Raw genomic sequence first — 20,541 nt, forward strand, 5'->3', positions numbered from 1 at the left:
AGGAATTCACTTCATCCCCTGGATGAATGAATGGCCAGTCCATAGACTGAGCCGCAACAGACCAGAAAAAGCCCGCCCGCGCATGCCGCCGGCTGAGGTTCACAGGAGACAAGTCATGACCCCGCAGACCTTGGCGAGCCGCTCGCCAGCGCACGCGCCCAGCCCTGCCGCGCGCCCCGGTTTTCCCCGTTCCTAAAACATCCGTGTGCTGAGCCCGGCCCTGGTCTTGATCTGGGCCGGCCACCCGCACACGGGCACCGCACAAGGCCCAGCCTTGGCATCCTTTCCAGGAGACAAAACTTGAACATCCCCTTTGCAGGCCGCGTGCCTTTTCGCCCCAGCGCCGTCGCCCTGGCCGCGTTGACCAGCCTCAGCCTGGCGGCCCCCGCGGCATGGGCGCAGCAGGCCGCGGCCGAGGCCCCGGCCAAGGCCGAGAGCCAGGAGCTGTCCACCGTCATCGTCACGGCGCAAAAGCGCACGCAGACGCTCAAGGAGGTGCCGGTGGCCATCAGCGTGATCAGCGCCGACCAGCTGCAAAAGCAGGGCGTCAGCGACATCACCGATCTGTCCAAGGCCGTTGCCGCACTGGAGTTCGGCGACACCAAGACCGGCGGCCCCGGCGGCAGCGCGTCCATCCGCGGCATCGGCACGGCGGTGTTCACCACCTCGGCCGAAAGCTCGGTGGGCGTGGTGGTGGACGGCGTGCCGCTGGGCAACACCGCCGGTGGTGCGCTGTTCGACCTGGAGCGCGTGGAAGTGCTGCGCGGCCCGCAGGGCACGCTGTTCGGCAAGAACGCCTCGGCCGGCGTGCTCAACATGGTGACCAAGGCGCCCCGGTTCAAGCTCTTCGAAGGCGCGGCCTCGCTGGAGCTGTCGGGCAAGAATGTGCTGGGCTCCAAGCTCGGCAACACGGTGCTGCGCGGTGCGTTCAACGTGCCCATCAACGACATCTCGGCGCTGCGTGTCACCGCGCATGCCGACCGGCTCTCCGGCGTCTACAACAACGTCTACAACGGCACCGATGCCAAGACCGTGGGCACCGGCCTGCGCCTGCGCTACCTGCTCAAGCCCGATGCCGACCTGAGCGTCAACCTGATCGCCGACTACGACAGGAACAAGAGCACCAACGCCGTGTTCTTTGCCCCGGCCATCGCCTATGCCAAGAACACCGCCGGCAACCACTCGCCGCTGGCCGAGTTTGCGGCCTGCGGCGTGACCGTGAGCCTGAAGAACAACGACGTCTGCTCCGACTCGCTGGAGCTGTGGCAGGCCACCGTGGGCGGCCTGTCGGCCCAGATCGACAAGACGCTGGCCAGTGGCATGACGCTGACCTCCATCACCGCCGTGCGCGAGCGCAAGACCGGGCCCGACACCGCCGCCATCGACATGTCGGTGGGCTATGACAAGGTGCGCACCGTCGGCACCGAGGTCAACATCCGCCAGATGACGCAGGAGCTGCGCCTGTCCTCGGCCAGCGGCCAGGCGGTGGACTGGGTGGCCGGCCTGTTCCTGTCGGACTACCACTCCACCAAGGCCTCCACCACCACCATCCTGCCGTCGCCGTATGCGCCGTCGCCGCCGGTGCCGCGCTCGATCTCGACGCTGATCAACTACACCACCGACAGCGGCACCGCGGCGCTGTTCGGCCAGGCCACGTTCAAGCTGGGCGAGCAGCTCAAGCTGCTCACCGGCCTGCGCTACACCCGTGACCGCGTGAAGGACGTTCAGGTGCGCACCGCCAACGTGGCCTTCGCCAGCTTTGCGGCGCCCACCACCGTCAAGAGCGGTGCGGCCGAAGCCCGCAACAACGACCTGTCGGGCAAGCTCGGCCTGCTGTATGCGCTGGACAAGCAGACCCAGGGGTACTTCACGCTCAGCCGCGGCTACAAGGCGCCGCAGATCGACAACGACACGCCCATCAGCGCCCTGGCCGCCAGCGGCAGCACCAGCGGCACCCTGGTCAAGGCCGAGCAGCCCACCAGCCTGGAGCTGGGCCTGAAGACCAGCCTGTTCAACCGGCGCCTGGACGTGGACGTGGCGGTGTTCAACACCAGCCTCAAGAACTTCCAGGAGCAGAACTGCACGCTGTCGCCGGTGGGCGCACTGAACTGCATTCCGCTCAGCGTGCCCGAGGTCAAGAGCTACGGGCTGGAACTGGACATGCGCGCCCGCGTGCTGGGCGCCCTGAGCCTGCGCGCCAGCGGCGCGCTGATCCTGGGCACCGAGTACCCGAGCGGCTTCGTCTTCGACAACCAGAACGTCGGCAACCAGCGCCTGCTGTACTCGCCCAAGGGCAAGCTCACCGTGGGGGCCGACTACGACACCGAGGTCTGGGGCGGCTACGGCCTGAACCTGGGCCTGGACGCCACCTACAAGTCGGCCGTGCGCCTGTGCAACACGCTGGCGCCCGAGTGCTCGTTCAAGGCCCACACCATCGTCGGCCTGCACGGCGGCGTGCGCAGCCCGGACGACCGCTGGGGCATCAACCTGTTCGTGCGCAACGCCGCCGACGAGCGCGTGCCCAACGCCATCCTCTACCCGCTGCCGGGCAAGGGTGCGGGTTCGGGTTACGCCTATTCGCTGGGCGCCAATTCGTTTCGCACCGTGGGCATGACGGCCGACATCAAGTTCTGATCCGGCGCCCGCCATGCCGTCCATGTCCCCGGTCGAGGCCGACTTTCGCCAGCCACCCAGCGCGCAGCGGCCCATGCTGCGCTGGTGGTGGCCGGGCGGCGCCGTCGAGGCCGAGGCCCTGTGCGCGCAGTTGCGCGGCTTTGCCGATGCCGGCTGGGGCGGGGTCGAGATCCAGCCCTGCCGCGTGGGCCTGCCGCATGGGCTGACGCCCGCGCAGTCGGCCGCCGTGCACGAGGTGTTCACGCCGCCCTGGTTCGAGACCGTGGCCACCGTGATGGCCGAGGCGGCGCGCCTGGGCCTGCTGGTGGATGTGACCTTCGGCTCGGCCTGGCCCTTTGGCGGCGGTGAGGCCATCACGCCCGAGCTGGCCACCTCGGAGCTGACCCTGGCCTGGACCACGGTGCGCGGCCCGCAACACTGGCATGGCGTGCCGCGCCAGCCCGAGCGCCCGCTGCGCTCGGCCACCTGGCTGGCCAGGCAGGGCGGCCTGGCGCCCGAGCAGGCGCTGCCCGCGCAGTGGCAGGCGCGCATGGCTGCCCCGGTGGAGACCGTGGCCGTGCTGGCCGTGCGCGGCGGCGTGCCCAGCCTGGCGCCTTATCCCGGCTTTGTGCCGATGACCCTGCCCGACCGCTGGGGCCAGGTGCTGGCCGCCGGCTGGCTGGACGCCAGCCGCACCGTCGACCTGACCGACCGCCTGCAGGCCGACGGCAGCCTGGCCTGGCAGGTGCCCGAGGGCGACTGGCAGCTCATCGTCGTGCAGCGCTTCACCAGCGACCAGATGATCCTCGAAGGCGCCGGCCGGGGCCCGCAGCTGGTGCTGGACCATCTGCAGCGCGCCGCCTTCGACGCCCATGCCGCGCGCGTGGGCGACGCGGCGCTGCCGCACTGGCGCCAGCATGCCGGCAAGGCCTGGCGCAGCATCTTCGTCGACAGCCTGGAGATCCCGGCCGACCTGCTGTGGACGCACGATCTGCTTGCCGAGTTCGAGCGCCGCCGCGGCTACGACCCGCGCCCGCATCTGCCGCTGATGCTGCAGCCCGGCTGGCGCAACTGCTTCCAGGCGCGCCTGGGCGCGCCGCTGTTCGACGACCCCGACACCGGCCCGCGGGTGCGGCACGACTACCGGCTGACCGTGTCCGAGCTGATGATCGAGCGCCTGTATGCGCCGATGTCGGCCTGGGCCGCCGGGCACGGCCTGCAGGCCAAGGTGCAGGCCCATGGCGCGCCGGTGGACTGGCTGCAGGCCTATGGCGTGGCCGGCATCCCCGAGACCGAAGACCTGGCCGGTGGCGCCGCGCCGCACTTTCTGCGCGTGGCCCGCTCGGCCGCCCACCTCTACGGCCGCGGGCTGGTCACCGGCGAGGCCTTCTGCTGGCTGCAGGAAGGCTTTGCCGTCACGCCGGCCAAGCTGCGCGAACGCGCCGACGCCTTCTACGCGGCGGGCATCCAGCAGCTCGTGGGCCACGGTGCCAGTGCGCGCCTGGGTGCGGCCTTTGACGCGGCGGCCGGCGGCCATCCCTGGTATCCCTTCGAAGCCATGGAGATCGGCACGCCGCTGGACGACGCCAACCCGTGCTGGGCCTTCGTGCGCCCGCTGACCGACTACATGGCCCGCAACCAGACGCTGCTGCAGCGTGGCCGGGCACGCGTGCCGGTGGCCGTGCTGGCGCCGCTGGACCTGATGGCCCACACCAGCGCCGCCGAACGCTTGACGCCACCGCCCTGGCACGACGCGCTGCAGGACGCCGGCTACGACTGGGACTGGATCAACGACCACGGCCTGCTGGCCAGCCGGCTGGAAGCCGGTGCGCTGCTGACGCCGGGCGGCCACCGCTACCGCGCGCTGCTGCTGCCCGAGCTGCCCGCGCTGCGCGCCGAGGTGGCCGAGTTCCTGGCCGCCTGTGCCGAGGCCGGCGTCCCGGTCTGGGCCTGCGGCCGCTTGCCAAGCCGCGAGATCGGCTTTCTCGACGCCGCCGCGCGCGACCGGCGTGTGCAGCAGGCCATGCGGGCGGCCCGCCTGGTGGCGCCGTCCGCGCTGGGGCGCGCGCTGCTGGCCGCGGGCGTGGCACCCAGCCTGCCGCTGCCGGCGGGCCATGGCTGCAGCTTCCATGTGCGCGAGGACGGCGCGCAGCAATGGGTGCTGCTGCGCAATGCCGGCACCACGGCGCAGACACCGGCCTGGCCCCTGCCGCCCGGCCAGGCCGCCGAGCTGTGGGATGCCTGGCTGGGCGAGGTGCAGGGCCTTGGCACCGCGGGCCAGGTGGCGGTGCACCTGCCGCCGGGCTGCGCGCGCTGGCTGCGCCTGGCGCCTGCCGCCGCCTGCCGGCCGCCACCGGCGACCCAGGCCGCCTTGTCAGCCCAGGTCGCCGCGGCCGGCGCTGCCCCGGCCGTTGAGCGGGCCCTGGGCGGCCCCTGGCAGCTCAGCGCCCGGGGCGTGGGCCTGGGCGGCCGGCCCATCCACTTCAGCGCCGGTGCCGACACACTGGCCGGCCTGCGCCAGCACCCCGAGCTGGCCGACTTTGCCGGGCTGCTCACCTACACGCTGGCCTTCGAGCTGTCGGCCGCCGAGCTGGCGGCCACCGAGCAGCCAGCCGGCGCGCTGTGGCTGGATCTGGGCCAGGCCTTCGACGCGCTGTCGCTGCAGCTCAACGGCGACACGCCCACGCCGCGCAGCGAAGGCCCCTTTGTCTTCGAGGTGACCCGGCGCCTGCAGGCCGGCACCAATACTTTGACGATCACCGTGGCCAACGTGCCCGAGAACGCCCACCGCGACCCGCTGCGCCCCGGCGGCCTGCCGCTGCCCGGGCGGCGCCTTGCGCGCCTGCCCACCGGCCTGGTCGGCCCCGTGCGGCTTTGCGCCGCCTGACCCCTTTTCCTGAAAGCCCTCCATGAGCCAGCTCCGCATTCCCTTCCACGAAAAGGTGGCCTATGGCCTGGGCAACTTCATGCCCACGGCCGTCACCGCCACCGGTGGCATGGCGATGTACTTCTACACCGATGTGGCCGGCCTGTCGGCGGCCTTCGTCGGCGCGCTGCTGCTGCTGGTGCGCATCATCGACGCGGTGTGGGACATCTTCGTCGGCCGCCGCGTCGACGCCACGCGCAGCCGCTGGGGCCAGGCCCGCCCCTACCTGCTGTGGTTTGCGCCGGTGCTGGCCATCGCGCTGGTGGCCAGCTTCACGGTGCCGCCGCTGGAGGGCACGGCCCGCCTGATCTACTTTGTGGCGGCCTATGTGGTGCTGTGGTGCGCCTACAGCCTGATCATGATCCCGTTCCAGTCGATGCTGCCGATGATTGCGCCCGATGCCGACGAGCGCCTGCGCATGGCCGGCGTCAGCAGCTTCGTGCAGTTCATCTTCGTGGTCGGCTGCGCGGCGGGTTTCCCGATGCTGAAGGACGCGCTGTCCGACGGCAATCCGGCCCAGGGCTTCCAGCGTGCGGCCATGCTGTTCGGCGGCTTGGGCCTGCTGTTCACCTGGGCCTGCTTCGCCTTTGTGCGCGAGCGCGTGCCGCCGATGGCCGCCGCGCCCAGCCCCGACCTGCGGGCCGACCTGCGGGCGCTGCGGGCCAGCCGCCCCTGGCTGGCCGGCGTGCTGGCGCAGTGCGTGCTGGCCACGCTGATCGGCCTGCCGCTGGCCAGCTGCGTGTACTACTTCTCTGTGGTCATCGGCAAGCCGCAGCTGATCGGGCCGTTCATGGGCCTGGGCGGCATCGGCCTGGTGCTGGGGGTCGTGCTGAGCGACCAGCTGACGCGGCGCCTGTGCAAGAAGCGCGTCTACGTGGCCGCCATGCTGGTGGGCGCCGCGCTGTGGACGGCCATCGCGCTGGGCGGGCCCGACCGCCTGCCGCTGGTGTTTGTGCTGTCGCTGCTGGCCAATGTCTGCCTGGGCGTCAGCGCGCCGATCAGCTACTCGATGAACGGCGACATCGCCGACGACATCGAGTACCGCCATGGCAAGCGCGTGGTCGGCACGCTGGTGGCCACGATCAACTTCGCCAACAAGGTGGGCGCCGGCCTGTGCAGCGCCCTGGTGGGCCTGGTGCTCAGCGTCACGGCCTACCAGGCCGGTGCCGCGCAGCAGGCACCCGCCGCGCTGCAGGGCGTGGTGGCGCTGATGAGCGTCATCCCCGCCGTGATGGCGCTGGGCGTGGCCGCCGTGATGGGCTGGGCCTACCCGCTGGGCCGCAGCCAGCTGCAGCAGATGAACTCCGAGCTGGCCCAGCGCCGCGTGGCCACAGCCTGACCCGACCGCCATCGGCCGGCCCGGCCACGCTGCACCCGGCCCGGCCTGGCAGCGGCCCGGCGCCCGGCCCGCAAGCTCACCGCAATGACTCCCCCGACATTCACTGATCCCGCCATGCAAAAGAATTTTCCTGAAGGCTTTCTCTGGGGCGTGGCCACCGCCGCGCACCAGGTGGAGGGCGGCAACGACAACTGCGACACCTGGGCCGAGGAATGGGCCGAGGGCTCGCCCTATGTCGACAAGAGCGGCGAGGCCATCGACCACTACCGCCGCTTTCGCGACGACATCGCGCTGATCGCCTCGCTGGGCCTGAAGGCCTACCGCTTCTCGGTGGAATGGGCCCGCGTCGAGCCGCGCGAGGGCGAGTTCAGCGCCGAGGCGCTGGCGCACTACCGCGCGGTGGTCGATGCCTGCGTCGAGCACGGCCTCGAGCCGGTGGTCACGCTGCACCACTTCACCTCGCCCCAGTGGCTGATGCCGCTGGGCGGCTGGCGCGGCGAGCGCACGCCAATGCTGTTTGCGCGTTATGTCGAGCAGGTCATGCCGGCGCTGGGCCCGGCGGTCAGGCGCGTCGTCACGCTCAACGAATGCAACATCGGCGTGCTGCTGCAGAACATGTTCGCGTCGCTGGGTTTCGTGCCGCCCATCGGCGTGGACGTGAAGAGCTGGCGCGCGCCGGGCTGGCGCAACAGCGCGGCCAAGGCCTGCGGCACCGATGCGGCCACCTACTGCGCCTTCCAGATGGCCGGTGACGAGCGCGGCGTGGCCACCATCTCGGCCGCCCACGTGGCCGCCCGCGCGGTGATCCGCCGGGTGGCGCCGCAGGTGCAGGTGGGCCTGGCGCTGGCGCTGAGCCAGCCCCAGGTGGCCCCCGGCGGCGAGGCGCAGGCGGCGAAGATGTGGCACGGCAACTTCCGCCAGTGGCTGCCGGCCATCGAAGGCGACGACTTCTTCGCGCTGCAGAACTACACCCGCGAGATCTATGGCCCCGAAGGCCAGGTGCCGCCGCCACCCGGCAGCGAGTCGACCGGCGCGCGCTACGAGTTCGCGCCCCAGGCCATCGCCTCGGTCGCGCGCCGCGTCGCGCACGAGCTCAAGCTGCCCATCCTGATCACCGAGAACGGCTACTGCGGCGACGACGACGCGCGCCGCATCGCGTTCATCCAGCAGGCACTGGCCGGCCTGCATGCGGCCATCGACGACGGTGTGCCGCTGATCGGCTACACCTACTGGACGGCCTTCGACAACTTCGAGTGGGTGTTCGGCTATGCCATGCGCTTCGGCCTGGTGGCGGTGGACCGCGCCACCCAGCAGCGCAGCCCCAAGCCCAGCGCCCAGGTGCTGGGCGCCATCGCCCGCGCCAACGCGCTGCCCGACGGCATCTTGATCGAGCCGCAGCCCGGCACTTCGCAGGAACTGGCCATGGACCATGTCTACACCCCGCCCGCCGCCGAGCCCGGCACGGTGTTCACCAACGTGCGCATCTTCGACGGCAGCGGCAGTGCGCCCTTTGCCGCCGAGCTGCGCGTGGACGGCCGCCGCATCACGGCCATCGGCGCCAGCGTGTCGCACGACAACGCCCGGGTGATCGACGGCCAGGGCGGCGTGCTGATGCCCGGCCTCACCGAGGCCCATGCCCACCTCACCTGGCCTACCAGCGTGGAGAAGTTCGTGCCCGGCATGAGCCTGCCGCCCGAGGAGCTGACGCTGACCGCCGCGCGCAACGCCCGCATCCTGCTGGACCACGGCTTCACCAGCGCCTACTCGGCCGGCGCCCTGGGCAAGCGCATCGAGCCGGCGCTCAAGGAGATGATCGACAGCGGCGGCATGCCCGGCCCGCGCCTGGTGGCGTCGTCCGTCGAGCGCGAGCCGCCCAGCGACGGCACGCTGCTGGACCCCGGCAAGGTCGACGAGCACGGCGCCGGCCCGGCCAACGTGGCGGCCTTCGTCAAGGGCTGCAGCGACATCGGCGCCAAGGCGGTGAAGTTCCTGATCTCGGGCGAGAGCGCGCTCAAGCCCGGCGCGTCGCTGGAGCTGCTCTACACCGATGAGGAGCTGATGGCCGCCGGCCTGGCGGCACGCGAGCACGACGTCTGGCTCACCGGCCATGCCCACGCGGCCGCGGCCGTGAAGATCGGCGTGAAGGCGGGCTTTCGCGTGCTGTACCACTGCACCTATGCCGACGAGGAGGCGCTGGATCTGCTGGAGTCGGTCAAGGACAGCATCTTCATCGCCCCCAGCATCGGCATCATCCAGGCCACGCTCGACGCCACGCCGCCGCCGCACTTCGACATGACCCACATGAAGCAGGACGCGGCCCTGGTGCTCGAGACCCAGAAGAAGCTGGTGCCCGAGCTGCGCCGCCGCGGCCTGCGCCTGCTGCCGGGCGGCGACTACGGCTTTCCGTTCAACCCGAACGGCCGCAACGCGCGCGACCTGGCGCTGTGGGTCGAGCACTTCGGCTACACGCCCGCCGAGGCCCTGCACGCGGCCACCGCCCTGGGCGGCCAGATCATGGGCATGGGCGACGAGCTGGGCCAGCTCAAGCCCGGCTATCTGGCCGACCTGCTGCTGGTGGACGGCGACCCGACCGCCAATGTCGCCATCCTGCAGAACAAGCACCACCTGAAGGCCATCATGAAGGACGGCCGCTTCCACAAGGCCCCGCACTGAGATGGATCACCGCCTGCCTACGGGCCGGGCCGCGGGCGCCGGCCCCGCTGCGGCTGAACCCCTCGCATCGACGGCCGCCGGATGAAAAACAACGCCCGCCCACTGCGGCGCGCGCTGGCGATGGCCGCGCTGGCAAAGGCTGCACTGGCAATCGCCGCGCTGCTGGGCCTGGCGGCACGGGCCGGCGCGGCCGGCCCGCCGCCCGACCGGCCGCCGGCGCCCGCGCTGTCACCCGCCGCCGAGCGGGTGCTGGCCACGGTGCATGAAGATCTGCGCCCGCTGGCGCGGCGCTTCCTGGCCGCGCCGCCGCCACCGCCGCTCAGTGCCACCAGCCTGCCGGCGCTGCGCGGCATGAAGTTCATGCTGCCGCCGCAGCTGGCCGAGCCCGCGCCGCAGACCCTGCGCATCGACGGCCCGGCCGGTGCGCGCGCGCTGAGCCTGCATGTGGTGGGCGAGCGTGCGGCCACCGCCAAGCCGGTGCTGCTGTACCTGCATGGCGGCGGCTTCGTGTCGGGCGCGCCGGCGATGGATGTGCGGCAGCTGCAGGACATCGCGCTGGCGGTGGACTGCATCGTCGTCAGCGTTGGCTACCGCCTGGCGCCCGAGACCGTGCACCCCGGCGCGCTGGAGGACAACCTGGCCGCGCTGCAGTGGCTGCGTGCCCACGCCGCCGAGCTGGGCGGCGACCCCACCCGCATGGCCGTGCTGGGCGGCAGCGCCGGCGGCGGCCATGCGGCGATGCTGAGCCTGGCCATGCGCGACCGCGGCCTGCCGCCGCTGCGCATGCAGGTGCTCATCTACCCGATGCTCGACGACCGCAGCGGCAGCAGCCAGGCCGTGCCGGCGCCGTTTGGCAACATGATGTGGAACGAGGCTGCCAACCGCTTCGGCTGGAGCGCGCTGCTGGGCGTGCCGGCCGGCTCGCCGCAGGTGCCCGATGGCGCCGTGCCGGCGCGGGCGCCCTCGGTGACCGGGCTGCCGCCCACCTTCATTGGCGTTGGCAGCATCGACCTGTTCCTGCCCGAGAACCTGCGCTTTGCCGAGCGGCTGATGGCGGCCTCGGTGCCCACCGAGCTGCTGGTGGTGCCGGGCGGCTTCCACGGCTTCGACATGGTCGCGCGCGACACCCCGGTGGCGCGCGAATTCACCCAACGCTGGCAGGCCGCGCTGCGGCGTGCCTTGGCCCCCCACCCTCAACCCGCATCGCCATGAGCCTGCCCCGCAAACTCCGTTGTTCCGTCATCACGGCCGTGGCCTGCGCCGCGCTCGGCCAGGCCGGCAGCGCCCAGGCCGCCGAGGGCGGGCCGCCGCGCCATGTCTTCCGCACCGTGCCCGCCACGCCCATGGCCCTGCCGGCCGCGCTGGCGTTTGGCGGCCCGGCCAGCGGCCCGGCGTTCCAGTGGACCGGCCTGGGCCAGGAGCGCATCCTGCGCAATGTGCAGCGCCCGCAGCTGTTTGCCGTGCGGCCGGCCACCGGCAAGGCCAATGGCCGGGCCGTGCTGGTGGTGCCGGGCGGCGGCTACCGCTTCGTGGCCATCGAGAACGAAGGCCTGCCCATTGCGCGCCGGCTGGCCGACCAGGGCTTCACGGCCTTCGTGCTGGTCTACCGCGTCAAGCCCACGCCGGTGGTCGATGCCGACTTTGCCGCCGAGGTCAATGCCGAGATCGCCCAGCGTTTTGCCCCCGGTGCGCCCAAGGCCGCCGACGACCTCGCGCCGCACGGCCCGGCGGTGGAAGACGCCAGGGCGGCCATGGCCTGGCTGAAGGCCCACGCCACCGAGCAGGGCTTTGACGCCCAGCGCCTGGGCTACATCGGCTTCTCGGCCGGGGCCCGCAGCGGCCGCGCGCTGGTGAGCCAGGCCAGCGCCGCCGAAATGCCCGACACGCTGGCGCTGATCTACGGCGGCTTCTACGCCACCCAGCCGCGCCAGCCGGTGCCGCCGCTGTTTCTCGCCCAGGCCGCCGACGACCCGCTGTTTCCGCCCGACGGCTTCGACATCGTGCACAACTGGCGCCAGGCCGGCCAGCGCGTGGAGCTGCATCTGTACGAACGCGGCGGCCATGGCTTTGGCTCGATGCCGCGCGGCACCACGGCCGACGCCTGGCTGGACGCCTACCTTGGCTGGCTGAACCGGCAGTGAGCCGGGTCCGGCAGCTCCTGGCCCAGCTGAGCCTGGGCGAGAAGGCCGGTCTGATGGCCAACGCCAATGCCGCCGTGCCCCGCCTCGGCCTGCCCGCCTACGACCACTGGACCGAGGCATTGCATGGCCTGGTGGCGGCGGGCGAGTCGGCGGTGGTCTACCCGGCGCCCATCGCGCTGGCCGCTGGTTTTGACGCCGCGCTGCTGCACACCATCGGCCAGCAGATCGCCACCGATGGGCGCCGCGCCCACGCCCGTGCGCTGCAACGCAGCCCGGGTGGCACGGGTGGCACGGGCATGTCCGAGGGCCTGTGCTTCATGGCCCCCAACCTCAACATCCTGCGCGATCCGCGCTGGGGGCGGGGCCAGGAGACCCTGGGCGAAGACCCGCAGCTCACCGCCCAGCTGGGCGTGGCCCTGATCCGCGGCCTGCAGGCCGGCGACCAGGCCTGTGCCGTGGCCAAGCACTTTGCGGTGCACAGCGGGCCCGAGCCGCTGCGTTTCAGCTTCGATGCCCAGGTCAGTGCCTACGACCTGAGCGACACCTACCTGCCGGCCTTTCGCGCCGCCGTGGTGGACGGGCAGGTGGGCGGCCTGATGACGGTCTACAACGCCGTCAACGGCCAGCCGGGTGCGGCCCATGCGGGCCTGGTGCGCGACATGGCGCGCTCGGCCTGGGGCTTCCAGGGCTTTGTGATGTCCGACTGCAATGCCGTGCGCTTTCTGCACAGCCGGCACCAGCATGTGGCCAGCGAGGCCGAGGCCGTGGCCGCCGCAGTGCGCAGCGGCATGGACACCGAGCTGTACGCCGGCCCGGTGCCGGCCGCTGCCGCCTACCTCGACGCCGTGGCCGCCGGCCTGCTGACCGAAGCCCAGCTCGACACCGCACTGGCACGCAGCCTGGCCGTGCGCGAGCGCCTGGGCGTGCTGCATGCCGCTGACGCCGCGGCGGCGGCGCCAGGCCCGGCCCCAAGCACAGGCCCAGGCGCAACCCCGGACGCAGCCCACGCCGAGGCCGCGCTGCGCGCCGCGCAGCAGGGCCTGGTGCTGCTCAAGAACAACGGCCTGCTGCCGCTGGCGCCCGGCATCGCGCGCATTGCCGTGGTGGGGCCGCTGGCCGACGACCTCGAGTCGATGCTGGGCAACTACCACGGCCAGCCCACCGGCGGCCTCACGCCGCTGCAGGCCCTGGGGCAGCGCTTTGCGCAGGCCGAGTTCATCCACGCCCGGGGCGCCAACGTGCCCATGACGCCGCAGGACCTGCCGACGGCCCTGCTCAGCAGCGACGACGGCCAGCCCGGCCTGAGCGCCCAGCGCCATGCCGGCTTCGGCCCGGCGGGCGAGCCGGTGGCGCGCTGGGTGGATGCGCAGGCCCGCTGGTTTGGCCGTGCGGGCCAGGGCTTTACCCGCTGGACCGGCTGGCTGACCGTGCCCGAGAGCGGCCGCTGGCACCTTGGCAGCCACGGCACCGGTGCCTGCCGCATGTGGCTCGACGAGCAACTGCTGGCCGACGACGCCCACCCGCATGCGCCGGCCGACTGCCTGGCCGCGCTCGACCTGGTGCAGGGCCAGCGCCTGCGGCTGCGGTTCGAGGTCATGGGCATGCCCATGGGCTTCAGCCGGCTGGTGGGCTATCGCGAGGCGCCGGGCGCCTTGCAGCAGGCCGAAGCCGCGATGGCCCAGGCCGATCTGGTGCTGGCCTTCGTGGGCCTGAACGGGCGGCTGGAAGGCGAAGACCTGCCCGTGTGCCTGCCCGGCTTTGAAGGCGGCGACCGCCAGACCCTGGCGCTGCCCGCCGAGCAGCAGCTGCTGCTGGCGGCCGTGCGCCGCAGCGGCAAGCCCTGGGCCGCCGTGCTGATGGCCGGCGGCGCGGTGTCGGACGACGGCCTGGACGCGGCCGACGCCCTGCTGCACGCCTGGTATCCCGGCCAGGCGGGCGGCACGGCCATCGCCCAGGTGCTGGCGGGCGATGTCAACCCGGGTGGGCGCATGCCGGTGACCACCTACCGCGAGCTGGCCGATCTGCCGCCCTTCGAGAGCTACGCGATGGCGGGGCGCACCTACCGCTACTACCGGGGCCGGCCGCGCTATCCCTTTGGCCATGGCCTGAGCTACACCCGCTTCGGCTACACCGATGCCCGGCTGTCGTGCGACACGCTGCAGGCCGGTGAGCCGCTCAGCGCCGAGGTCAGCGTTCGCAACCTCGGCCAGCGTGATGGCGACGAGGTGGTGCAGGCCTACCTGGCCGTGCCCGGCAGCCCGGGCGCGAACCCCGGTCTGCAGGCGTTCCAGCGCATCCAGTTGCGCGCTGGTGCCGAGCAGCGCGTGGGCTTTCAGCTGCTCGCCCGGCAGCTCAGCCAGGTGGCCGCGGATGGCAGCCGCTGGGTGGCCGAAGGCCGCTACACCCTGCACCTGGGCGGCGGCCAGCCCGGCACGGCCGCGCCAGGCGTGGCGCTGCACTTCCACATCCGCGGCCGCCAACGCCTGCCCGATTGACCGACTGAGTGACGAGGCCGCGGCGCCGCAAGCCGGGCCTTCCATCCCCGCACCATGACCCAACACACCATCGATCCCACTGCCGCCTGCTGGCTGGCCGCCGAAGACGCCGCCGCGCGCGCCGAACGCCAGGCCGGCTGGCACTGGGCCTGGGGCACGCTGCCCGCCGGGGTGGCGCAAGAGCCCCGGCTGCGCGAGTTTGTCTGGGAGTTCGTGCTCGACGCGCCGCTGCACGAGGCCCGGCTGCTGATCGCCGCACAAAAGGGGCTGCCCGCCGTGTGGCTGGACGGCCAGGTGCTGCACGAGTCGGCCGACATGCTGTCGGGCCGCGCCATGCACGACCTGGCGCTGGGCACGCTGGCCGCCGGGCCGCACCGGCTGGCGGCGCAGGTGCGGGTCTTTCACCCCTTCATCGCCGAGCCGCGCCAGGGCGGGCTGGCGGCGCTGCTGCGCGGTGGCGGCCGCTTCCTGTCGCCGCAGCCGGCCGACTGGCGCACCCGCGTGGGGGCCCCGCCGGGCTGGCATCTGGCCGCGCCGGATGCCGGCTGGCAGACCGCCAGCGCACCGGCCGAGCCGATCGACTGGCTGCCCATGCCGGCCCAGCCCGCGCGTCTGCTGCGCCGCCGCTTCACGCTGCCCGCCAGGCCCGTGTCGGCCATGCTGACCTGCACCGCGCTGGGCGGCTGCGAGGCCGAGCTGAACGGCCAGCGCGTGGGCGATGCCTTGCTGGCGCCCGAGAACAGCGACTTTCGCCACCGACTGCTGGTGCAGCAGCACGAGGTGGCCGCCCAGTTGCAGGCCGGCGAGAACGCGCTGGGCGTGATGGTGGGCGACGGCTTCTACGCCAGCGAGGCCATCGGCCGCGGCCGCTACCCCTTTGGCGGCGCCCCTCGGCGCCTGTGGCTGACGCTGGACCTCACGCTGCCCGACGGCAGCACGCAGCGCATTGCCACCGACGGCCACTGGCGCGCCAGCACGGCGCCGGTGCGGTTTGCCGAGATCTACCACGGCGAGACCTACGACGCGCGGCTGGAGCAGGCCGGCTGGTCATCACCCGGCTTCGACGACAGCGCCTGGGACGAGGCCTGGCCCGCGCCCGCACCGGCCTGCACGCTGTTTGTGCAGGAGAGCCCGCCCATCCGTGCCACGCTGACGCTGCGCCCGCAGGCCATTCAGCAGCCGGTGCCGGGCCAGTACGTCATCGACTTCGGCCAGAACTTTGCCGGCTGGTGCCGCATCCGCGTGCGCGGCGAGGCCGGGCGCACCGTGACGCTGCGCTTTGCCGAGATCCTGGGCGACGATGGCCAGGTCGACATGCGCAACCTGCGCGCCGCCCGCTGCACCGACCACTACACGCTGCGTGGCGACCCGGCCGGCGAGACCTGGCAGCCGCGCTTCACGTACCACGGCTTCCGCTATGTGCAGGTGTCGGGCTGGCCGAGCGCGCTGGACGCCGGCGACATCGACGGCATCGTGGTGCACAGCGACCTGCCCGTCACCGGCCACTTCGAGAGCCGCCAGCGCATCCTGCAAGGCCTGTGGCACAACACCTTCTGGAGCCAGCGCAGCAACTTTGTCGGCATGCCCACCGACTGCCCGCAGCGCGACGAGCGCCTGGGCTGGACAGGCGATGCGCAGGTGTTCTGGCCCACCGCGGCCTTCAACATGGACGTGCGCGGCTTCACCCGCCGCTTTCTGGCCGACCTGCGCGCCAGCCAGCGCGCCGATGGGGCCTATGCCGACACCAACCCGCCCGCGCTGCCGGCCTACGGCGCGCATGGCTGGAGCGATGCCGGCGTGGTGCTGCCGCACACCGTGTGGCAGCACTATGGCCTGCAGGCGGCCAGGCCGCTGATCGACGAGCACTGGCACTCGATGGAGCGCTGGATGGCCTGGATTGCCGAGCCCAACGGCGACGGCCTGTGGCGCGCGCGGCGCGAGGTCGACTTTGGCGACTGGCTCTCGCTGGACGCCGTGAGCCTGATGGACGAGACCACGCCCAAGCTGCTGAGCGCCACCGCCTGCTGGGGCCGCATGCTGGGCATGATGGCCGACATGGCCACGGCCACCGGCCGCCATGAGCGCGCGGCGCACTTCATGGCCTGGCGCGAGCGTGTGGCCGGGGCGTTTGCCGCCAGCTTCATCCAGCCGGACGGCCGCATCGGCAACGGCAGCCACACCGGCTACATCCTGCCGCTGGCCTTCGGCCTGGTGCCACCCGCGCTGCGGCAGGCGGCGGCCGACCAGCTTGCCGCGGCCATCCGCGCGCGCGGCACGCTGCTGAGCACCGGCTTTCTCGGCACGCCGTTCAGCCTGGATGTGCTGGCCGATCATGGCCACGGTGCGCTGGCCGTCGAGCTGCTGCTGCGCACCGAGTTTCCAAGCTGGGGCTACATGGTCGAGCGCGGCGCCACGACCATCTGGGAGCGCTGGAACGGCGACACCGGCGACCTGGCGATGAACTCCTTCAACCACTATGCGCTGGGCGCCATCACCGGCTTTCTGTACCGGCGCGTGGCCGGCCTGGCCAGCGCCGCGCCGGGCTTCGAATCACTGCTGTGCCGGCCCCTGGCCGACGCCCGCCTGGGCGAGGGCAGCGCCCGCATCGACACCGTGCATGGCCCGGTGGGTTCGCGCTGGGGTGTCGGCGCCGCCGGCGCACCGTGGTTCCAGCTCACGCTGCCCGAAGGCATGCCGGCCACCGTGCTGTGGCAGGGCCAGGCCGTGATGCTGCATCGCCCGGGCCTGCACCGGTTTGGCGCCCACGTGCTGCTCAGCCACGCGGCAGATTGATCTCGGCGCGGGCCGCGTCGCTGCGCAGGCCGGCATCGAGCAGGCGCTGCACGGCCAGCGCCTGCTGCGCCGACACCGGCGTGGCGCCCAGGCCGCGCAGCGCATCGCGAATGCCGGCGTAGTAGGCCGGGTAGCGCCCGGCCGGCAGTGGCGCTGGCCGGCCTTCGGCGGCGCCGTCCACCCACAGCGTGGCGCTGCGTGACTCGTGGCCCCAAGGGGCATGGCTGGCCGGTGTGGCGCCGCGCTTCAGGTCGGCCTCCTGCACGTCCAGGCCATGCACCTGCCAGCTGCCGGCCAGCCCGTGCAGCGCAAAGCGCGGCCGGGCCGCGGCCGCCAGCATGCTGGCACCGAGCGTCACCCGCAGGCCGGCCCAGGCGCCATCGGCCCAGCGCAGGCGGGCACTGAACCAGTCGTCCACCATGGCGCCGGGCCGCAGGCGGGCGCGGTCGAGCGCCATCGCGTCGGGCATGCCGAACAGCTGCACGGCCTGGTCCAGCAGGTGCGGGCCGAGGTCCATCCACAGGCCGGCGCCCGGCGTGTCACGCTCGCGCCAACGGTCGACGACAGTGGGGCGGTAGCGGTCGAAGTGCGAGGCCAGCTCGACCGGGCGGCCCACGCAGCCATCGGCCAGCACCTGCTGCAGGGCGATGAAGTCGCTGTCCCAGCGGCGGTTGTGGAACACGCTCAGCAGCAGCCCGCGGCTTTCGGCCAGCGCCAGCAGCTCGGCGGCCTGGCCGGCATCGAGCGCGAAGGGCTTGTCGATCACCACATGCCGCCCGGCCGCCAGCGCCTGCCGTGCCAGCGGGTGGTGGCTTGCGTTCGGGCTGGCCAGCACGACGAGATCGATGTCGTCGCGATCGATCAGCGCCGCCACGGGCAAGACCGCCACCGCCGGCCCGAGCGCGCACTGCACCTTGGCCGCGTCGCTGCTGGCCACGGCCACCAGCGCCAGGCCGGGGGTGGCCCTGATCAAGGGCGCATGGAAGGTGCTGCCCGCGTAGCCAAAGCCCACGAGGCCGACACGCAGCGCCGGCGCCAGGCCTGCGCAAGGGGTGGGGGCTGGCATGGTCGGGGTGGGCAGGCGGGGTGGGGAGGGGTGCAGTATCGGGGCCCGGGCCTGAGCTTGGCGCCTTGATCTCGCGCGCCAGGTCCAGGGTTCGCGGCGCCGTGGCCGTGCAGGCGCCTTCGACGGGTGCGTTGGCGCGTCGCCAAGGCCCGGGTGGTTTGCCCCCGCCGCCGCCGTGGCCTCAGCGTGCCGGTGCCGAGGCCACGGCGGCGGCGACCTGTGGCGCGGCCTTCGGTCTCAACGGCCACACCGTGTAGCGCGCCAGGCCGCGGTTGTTGTCGTAGAACAGGCCCGGGTTGCCGGGCGGGCCGACGGCGTCATTGACGTAGAGAAACAGCTCGCCGCTGGTGCGTGCGTCGATGCGGCTGCGCAGCACCCGGTTCAGGTCGGGCCGGGCCTGCGGCGGATCGGGCTGCAGCGCGTAGACGTCCGATCCTTCACCTGCGATGCGCGCGATCGGCGCGAAGAAGGGCAGGCGCAGCTCGCGCTTGAGCAGCCAGGCCAGGCGGTGCCTCAGCGGTGTGGTGGTCACGCCCCGCCAGTCTGCGTCCAGGCTGTCGTCGCACCAGGCACCGCCGGCGGTGCTGCCGCAGTGCTCTGGCGGCTGCGTGACCTGAAGTTCGATGCCGTAGCTGGCTCCGGCCACCAGCGTGATCCCGGTGGCGGTGCAGAGCTGGCGCGGATCGAGCAGGCCCGACGCGGGTGCCGACAGCGGGCGGCTGTCTGCGCCGCCGCGGCAGAAGTCGCCGTCGGCGTCCTGGATGGCAAAGCCCAGTGTCATTGCCAGGCACAGCGCCAGGCCGGTCAGCGCCACGCCCCACAGCGTGGGGAACAGCTTGTGCCGCAGTCCGCGCAGCAGGCCCTGGTAGTGCCGGCTGCCGCGCAGGGCGGCAATGGCCCGGCCTGCGGCGCTGCCGGGCCGGGCCGGGCGCGGTGGGTCCGTCAGGCTGATGGGCCGCAGCGCCGGCAGGCCATACCAGACCCGGCGCATCTGGTCAAAGATGGCGAGTTGCAGGCGGCCACCCAGCCACAGCAGGGCGCCGACCAACGCCACCAATGCCAGGAAGAGGTCGGGATTGGCGGCGTACCAGGTCAGTGATGGCGCCAGCATGTCGGGCAGCAGTTGCTGCAGTCCACGCACAAAGGGCGAAAGCCAGCAACTGCTGCGGGTGCAGGCAGCGCCGGCCTCGGCCAGCAGCAGCGGCAACAGCAGCAGGCTGAGCGTGGCCAGCACGGTCAGAAAGTACACGCCGCGGCGCAGCCACACCCGGTTCTGCGCCCGATCAAGGCCGCATCGGAACGACTCGGCGCCGGACATCCCTGCCCCAGCCTGGCCACCGGCCGATGGCGAGTCCAGCTCGGGCACCCAGTGGGCCGCCGGCTTCACGGTGCCGTCGAAGTCCATCACCAGGAACCCGGCCGGCAGCACGATGGGCGCGTAGCCGTCCTGTCCAGCCCGGATGCGACGCAGCACGCTGCGGTGCACCACCGGCTGCGGCGGCAGCGTGCGCGGCTTGTAGCGGTAGTAACCGGCCAGGCCGCGGCGGGAGTCGTTCATCGGCCCGTTCTCGTCAGCCAGAGCCTGCTGCAGGCTGCGCACGTCGGGCAGCAGGCGCAGGCCGGCGGCTTGCGCCTGCTCCAGCATCCAGTGCAGCGAGACATGGGCCAGGCCCTTGTCGGCATAGCCGCCGCCGACGTCAGAGTGCATGCCCGCGAACCACACCTGCTGGATGCGCGGCTCGGGCAACCACAGCTTGGGATGGAAGGTGTAGCGCTCGTCGTCCAGCGCCAGCGCATGGGCGGCCTGCATCACCCGGGGGCTCAGCCGCGCATCGGGCATCTCCAGCGGGTAGACCACGGTGTTGATGAAGGTGGCGATTTCGTCCACCGGCATGCCGTAGGCCGCCACCGTGTCCCACAGGCCGACGAAGCGGATGTTGATCATGCGCTGCTGCGCGACCGTGGCGTGGCGGCGCTGGCCACGCAGGCGGGCCCAGACATCCAGCGCGGCGTCACGCAGCGCGCGCGGGCCTTCGATCCAGTTGAGCGGCAGCTTGTAGCGCTCGCGGCGGTAGGCACGCAACGCGGCCAGGCAAAGGCGGCGAAGCTCAGCCTGGTCGCCGCGGTAAGGCATCAGGCCCTGGTGGCTGATCAGGCCGATCAGCACGCGGATCGTGAAGGCGCCGCGGCTGAAGCCGAAGGCATAGACCTGGTCGCCGTCGCGGTAGGTGCGGCACAGGGTTTCATAGAGATCCAGCACATTGCGCGCCAGGCCATAGCCCACGGCGCCGCCCAGCAGCGCCAGTGGCTTGAACGACGAGGTGCCCACGCCGTCGTCATAGAAGGCGAACTGGCGCGGCGTCTGCGGCTGGGCCGGATCTTTCAGGTCCAGCGCCTCGTAGGTGCGCCAGACATTGGTTTGCTCGAGCTTGCCGCGCGAGTTGCCCGTGCCATCGGACAGCAGGATGATGTGGCGAGGGGAGGTGCTCATGGCC

At 72.4% G+C, this 20,541-nt stretch carries 10 protein-coding genes; 8 read left to right on the forward strand and 2 right to left on the reverse strand.

The window, feature by feature from the left end; genetic code table 11:
- Positions 1-300: 300 nt before the first annotated feature.
- From N4G63_RS22290 to N4G63_RS22325, 8 genes are all read left to right on the forward strand, one after another.
- A complete protein-coding gene (locus N4G63_RS22290) occupies positions 301-2,634 on the forward strand; it encodes a TonB-dependent receptor (protein ID WP_260789814.1) in 2,334 nt (777 codons plus the stop codon).
- A gap of 13 nt (positions 2,635-2,647) precedes the next feature.
- Positions 2,648-5,500, forward strand: coding sequence for a glycosyl hydrolase (locus N4G63_RS22295; protein WP_314600317.1), 2,853 nt, complete (start codon positions 2,648-2,650; stop codon positions 5,498-5,500).
- Between the two features lie 22 nt (positions 5,501-5,522).
- On the forward strand, positions 5,523-6,878 hold the full coding sequence (locus tag N4G63_RS22300; RefSeq protein WP_260789817.1) for an MFS transporter: 1,356 nt from the start codon (positions 5,523-5,525) through the stop codon (positions 6,876-6,878).
- Between the two features lie 114 nt (positions 6,879-6,992).
- Entirely contained in the window at positions 6,993-9,551 is a 2,559-nt protein-coding gene (locus N4G63_RS22305; protein WP_314600318.1) for a family 1 glycosylhydrolase, read from the forward strand.
- 81 nt (positions 9,552-9,632) lie between these two features.
- Positions 9,633-10,763 carry an alpha/beta hydrolase gene (locus N4G63_RS22310; RefSeq protein ID WP_314600319.1) on the forward strand — a complete coding sequence of 377 codons (1,131 nt, stop codon included), beginning with the start codon at positions 9,633-9,635 and terminating at the stop codon, positions 10,761-10,763.
- The gene (locus tag N4G63_RS22315; RefSeq protein ID WP_314600320.1) at positions 10,760-11,692 is read left to right on the forward strand and encodes an alpha/beta hydrolase; all 933 of its coding nucleotides are present in this window, start codon (positions 10,760-10,762) and stop codon (positions 11,690-11,692) included. The genes N4G63_RS22310 and N4G63_RS22315 overlap by 4 nt, the downstream gene beginning before the upstream one ends.
- Positions 11,689-14,187, forward strand: a complete 2,499-nt coding sequence (locus N4G63_RS22320) for a glycoside hydrolase family 3 C-terminal domain-containing protein (protein WP_314600321.1) — start codon at positions 11,689-11,691, stop codon at positions 14,185-14,187. Before N4G63_RS22315 ends, N4G63_RS22320 begins: the two co-directional genes overlap by 4 nt.
- Positions 14,188-14,241: 54 nt before the next feature.
- Positions 14,242-16,980 carry an alpha-L-rhamnosidase gene (locus N4G63_RS22325; protein ID WP_260789824.1) on the forward strand — a complete coding sequence of 913 codons (2,739 nt, stop codon included), beginning with the start codon at positions 14,242-14,244 and terminating at the stop codon, positions 16,978-16,980.
- Here N4G63_RS22325 and N4G63_RS22330 read toward each other — a convergent pair.
- Positions 16,961-18,046, reverse strand: a complete 1,086-nt coding sequence (locus tag N4G63_RS22330; RefSeq protein ID WP_314600322.1) for an oxidoreductase — start codon at positions 18,044-18,046, stop codon at positions 16,961-16,963. The two genes, N4G63_RS22325 and N4G63_RS22330, sit on opposite strands and share 20 nt — an antisense overlap.
- A 181-nt stretch (positions 18,047-18,227) precedes the next feature.
- Positions 18,228-20,537 carry a T6SS phospholipase effector Tle1-like catalytic domain-containing protein gene (locus tag N4G63_RS22335; protein WP_260789825.1) on the reverse strand — a complete coding sequence of 770 codons (2,310 nt, stop codon included), beginning with the start codon at positions 20,535-20,537 and terminating at the stop codon, positions 18,228-18,230.
- Positions 20,538-20,541: the final 4 nt, after the last annotated feature.

The organism is Aquabacterium sp. OR-4, assembly GCF_025290835.2.
Classification (GTDB): Bacteria; Pseudomonadota; Gammaproteobacteria; order Burkholderiales; family Burkholderiaceae_C; genus Pseudaquabacterium.

Bases quoted from the DNA above. Each gene is read 5' to 3' on its own strand.
- N4G63_RS22295 (WP_314600317.1), top strand. From the start codon at position 2,648: ATGCCGTCCATGTCCCCGGTCGAGGCCGACTTTCGCCAGCCACCCAGC.
- N4G63_RS22300 (WP_260789817.1), top strand. From the start codon at position 5,523: ATGAGCCAGCTCCGCATTCCCTTCCACGAAAAGGTGGCCTATGGCCTG.
- N4G63_RS22305 (WP_314600318.1), top strand. From the start codon at position 6,993: ATGCAAAAGAATTTTCCTGAAGGCTTTCTCTGGGGCGTGGCCACCGCC.
- N4G63_RS22310 (WP_314600319.1), top strand. From the start codon at position 9,633: ATGAAAAACAACGCCCGCCCACTGCGGCGCGCGCTGGCGATGGCCGCG.
- N4G63_RS22315 (WP_314600320.1), top strand. From the start codon at position 10,760: ATGAGCCTGCCCCGCAAACTCCGTTGTTCCGTCATCACGGCCGTGGCC.
- N4G63_RS22325 (WP_260789824.1), top strand. From the start codon at position 14,242: ATGACCCAACACACCATCGATCCCACTGCCGCCTGCTGGCTGGCCGCC.
- N4G63_RS22330 (WP_314600322.1), bottom strand. From the start codon at position 18,046: ATGCCAGCCCCCACCCCTTGCGCAGGCCTGGCGCCGGCGCTGCGTGTC.
- N4G63_RS22335 (WP_260789825.1), bottom strand. From the start codon at position 20,537: ATGAGCACCTCCCCTCGCCACATCATCCTGCTGTCCGATGGCACGGGC.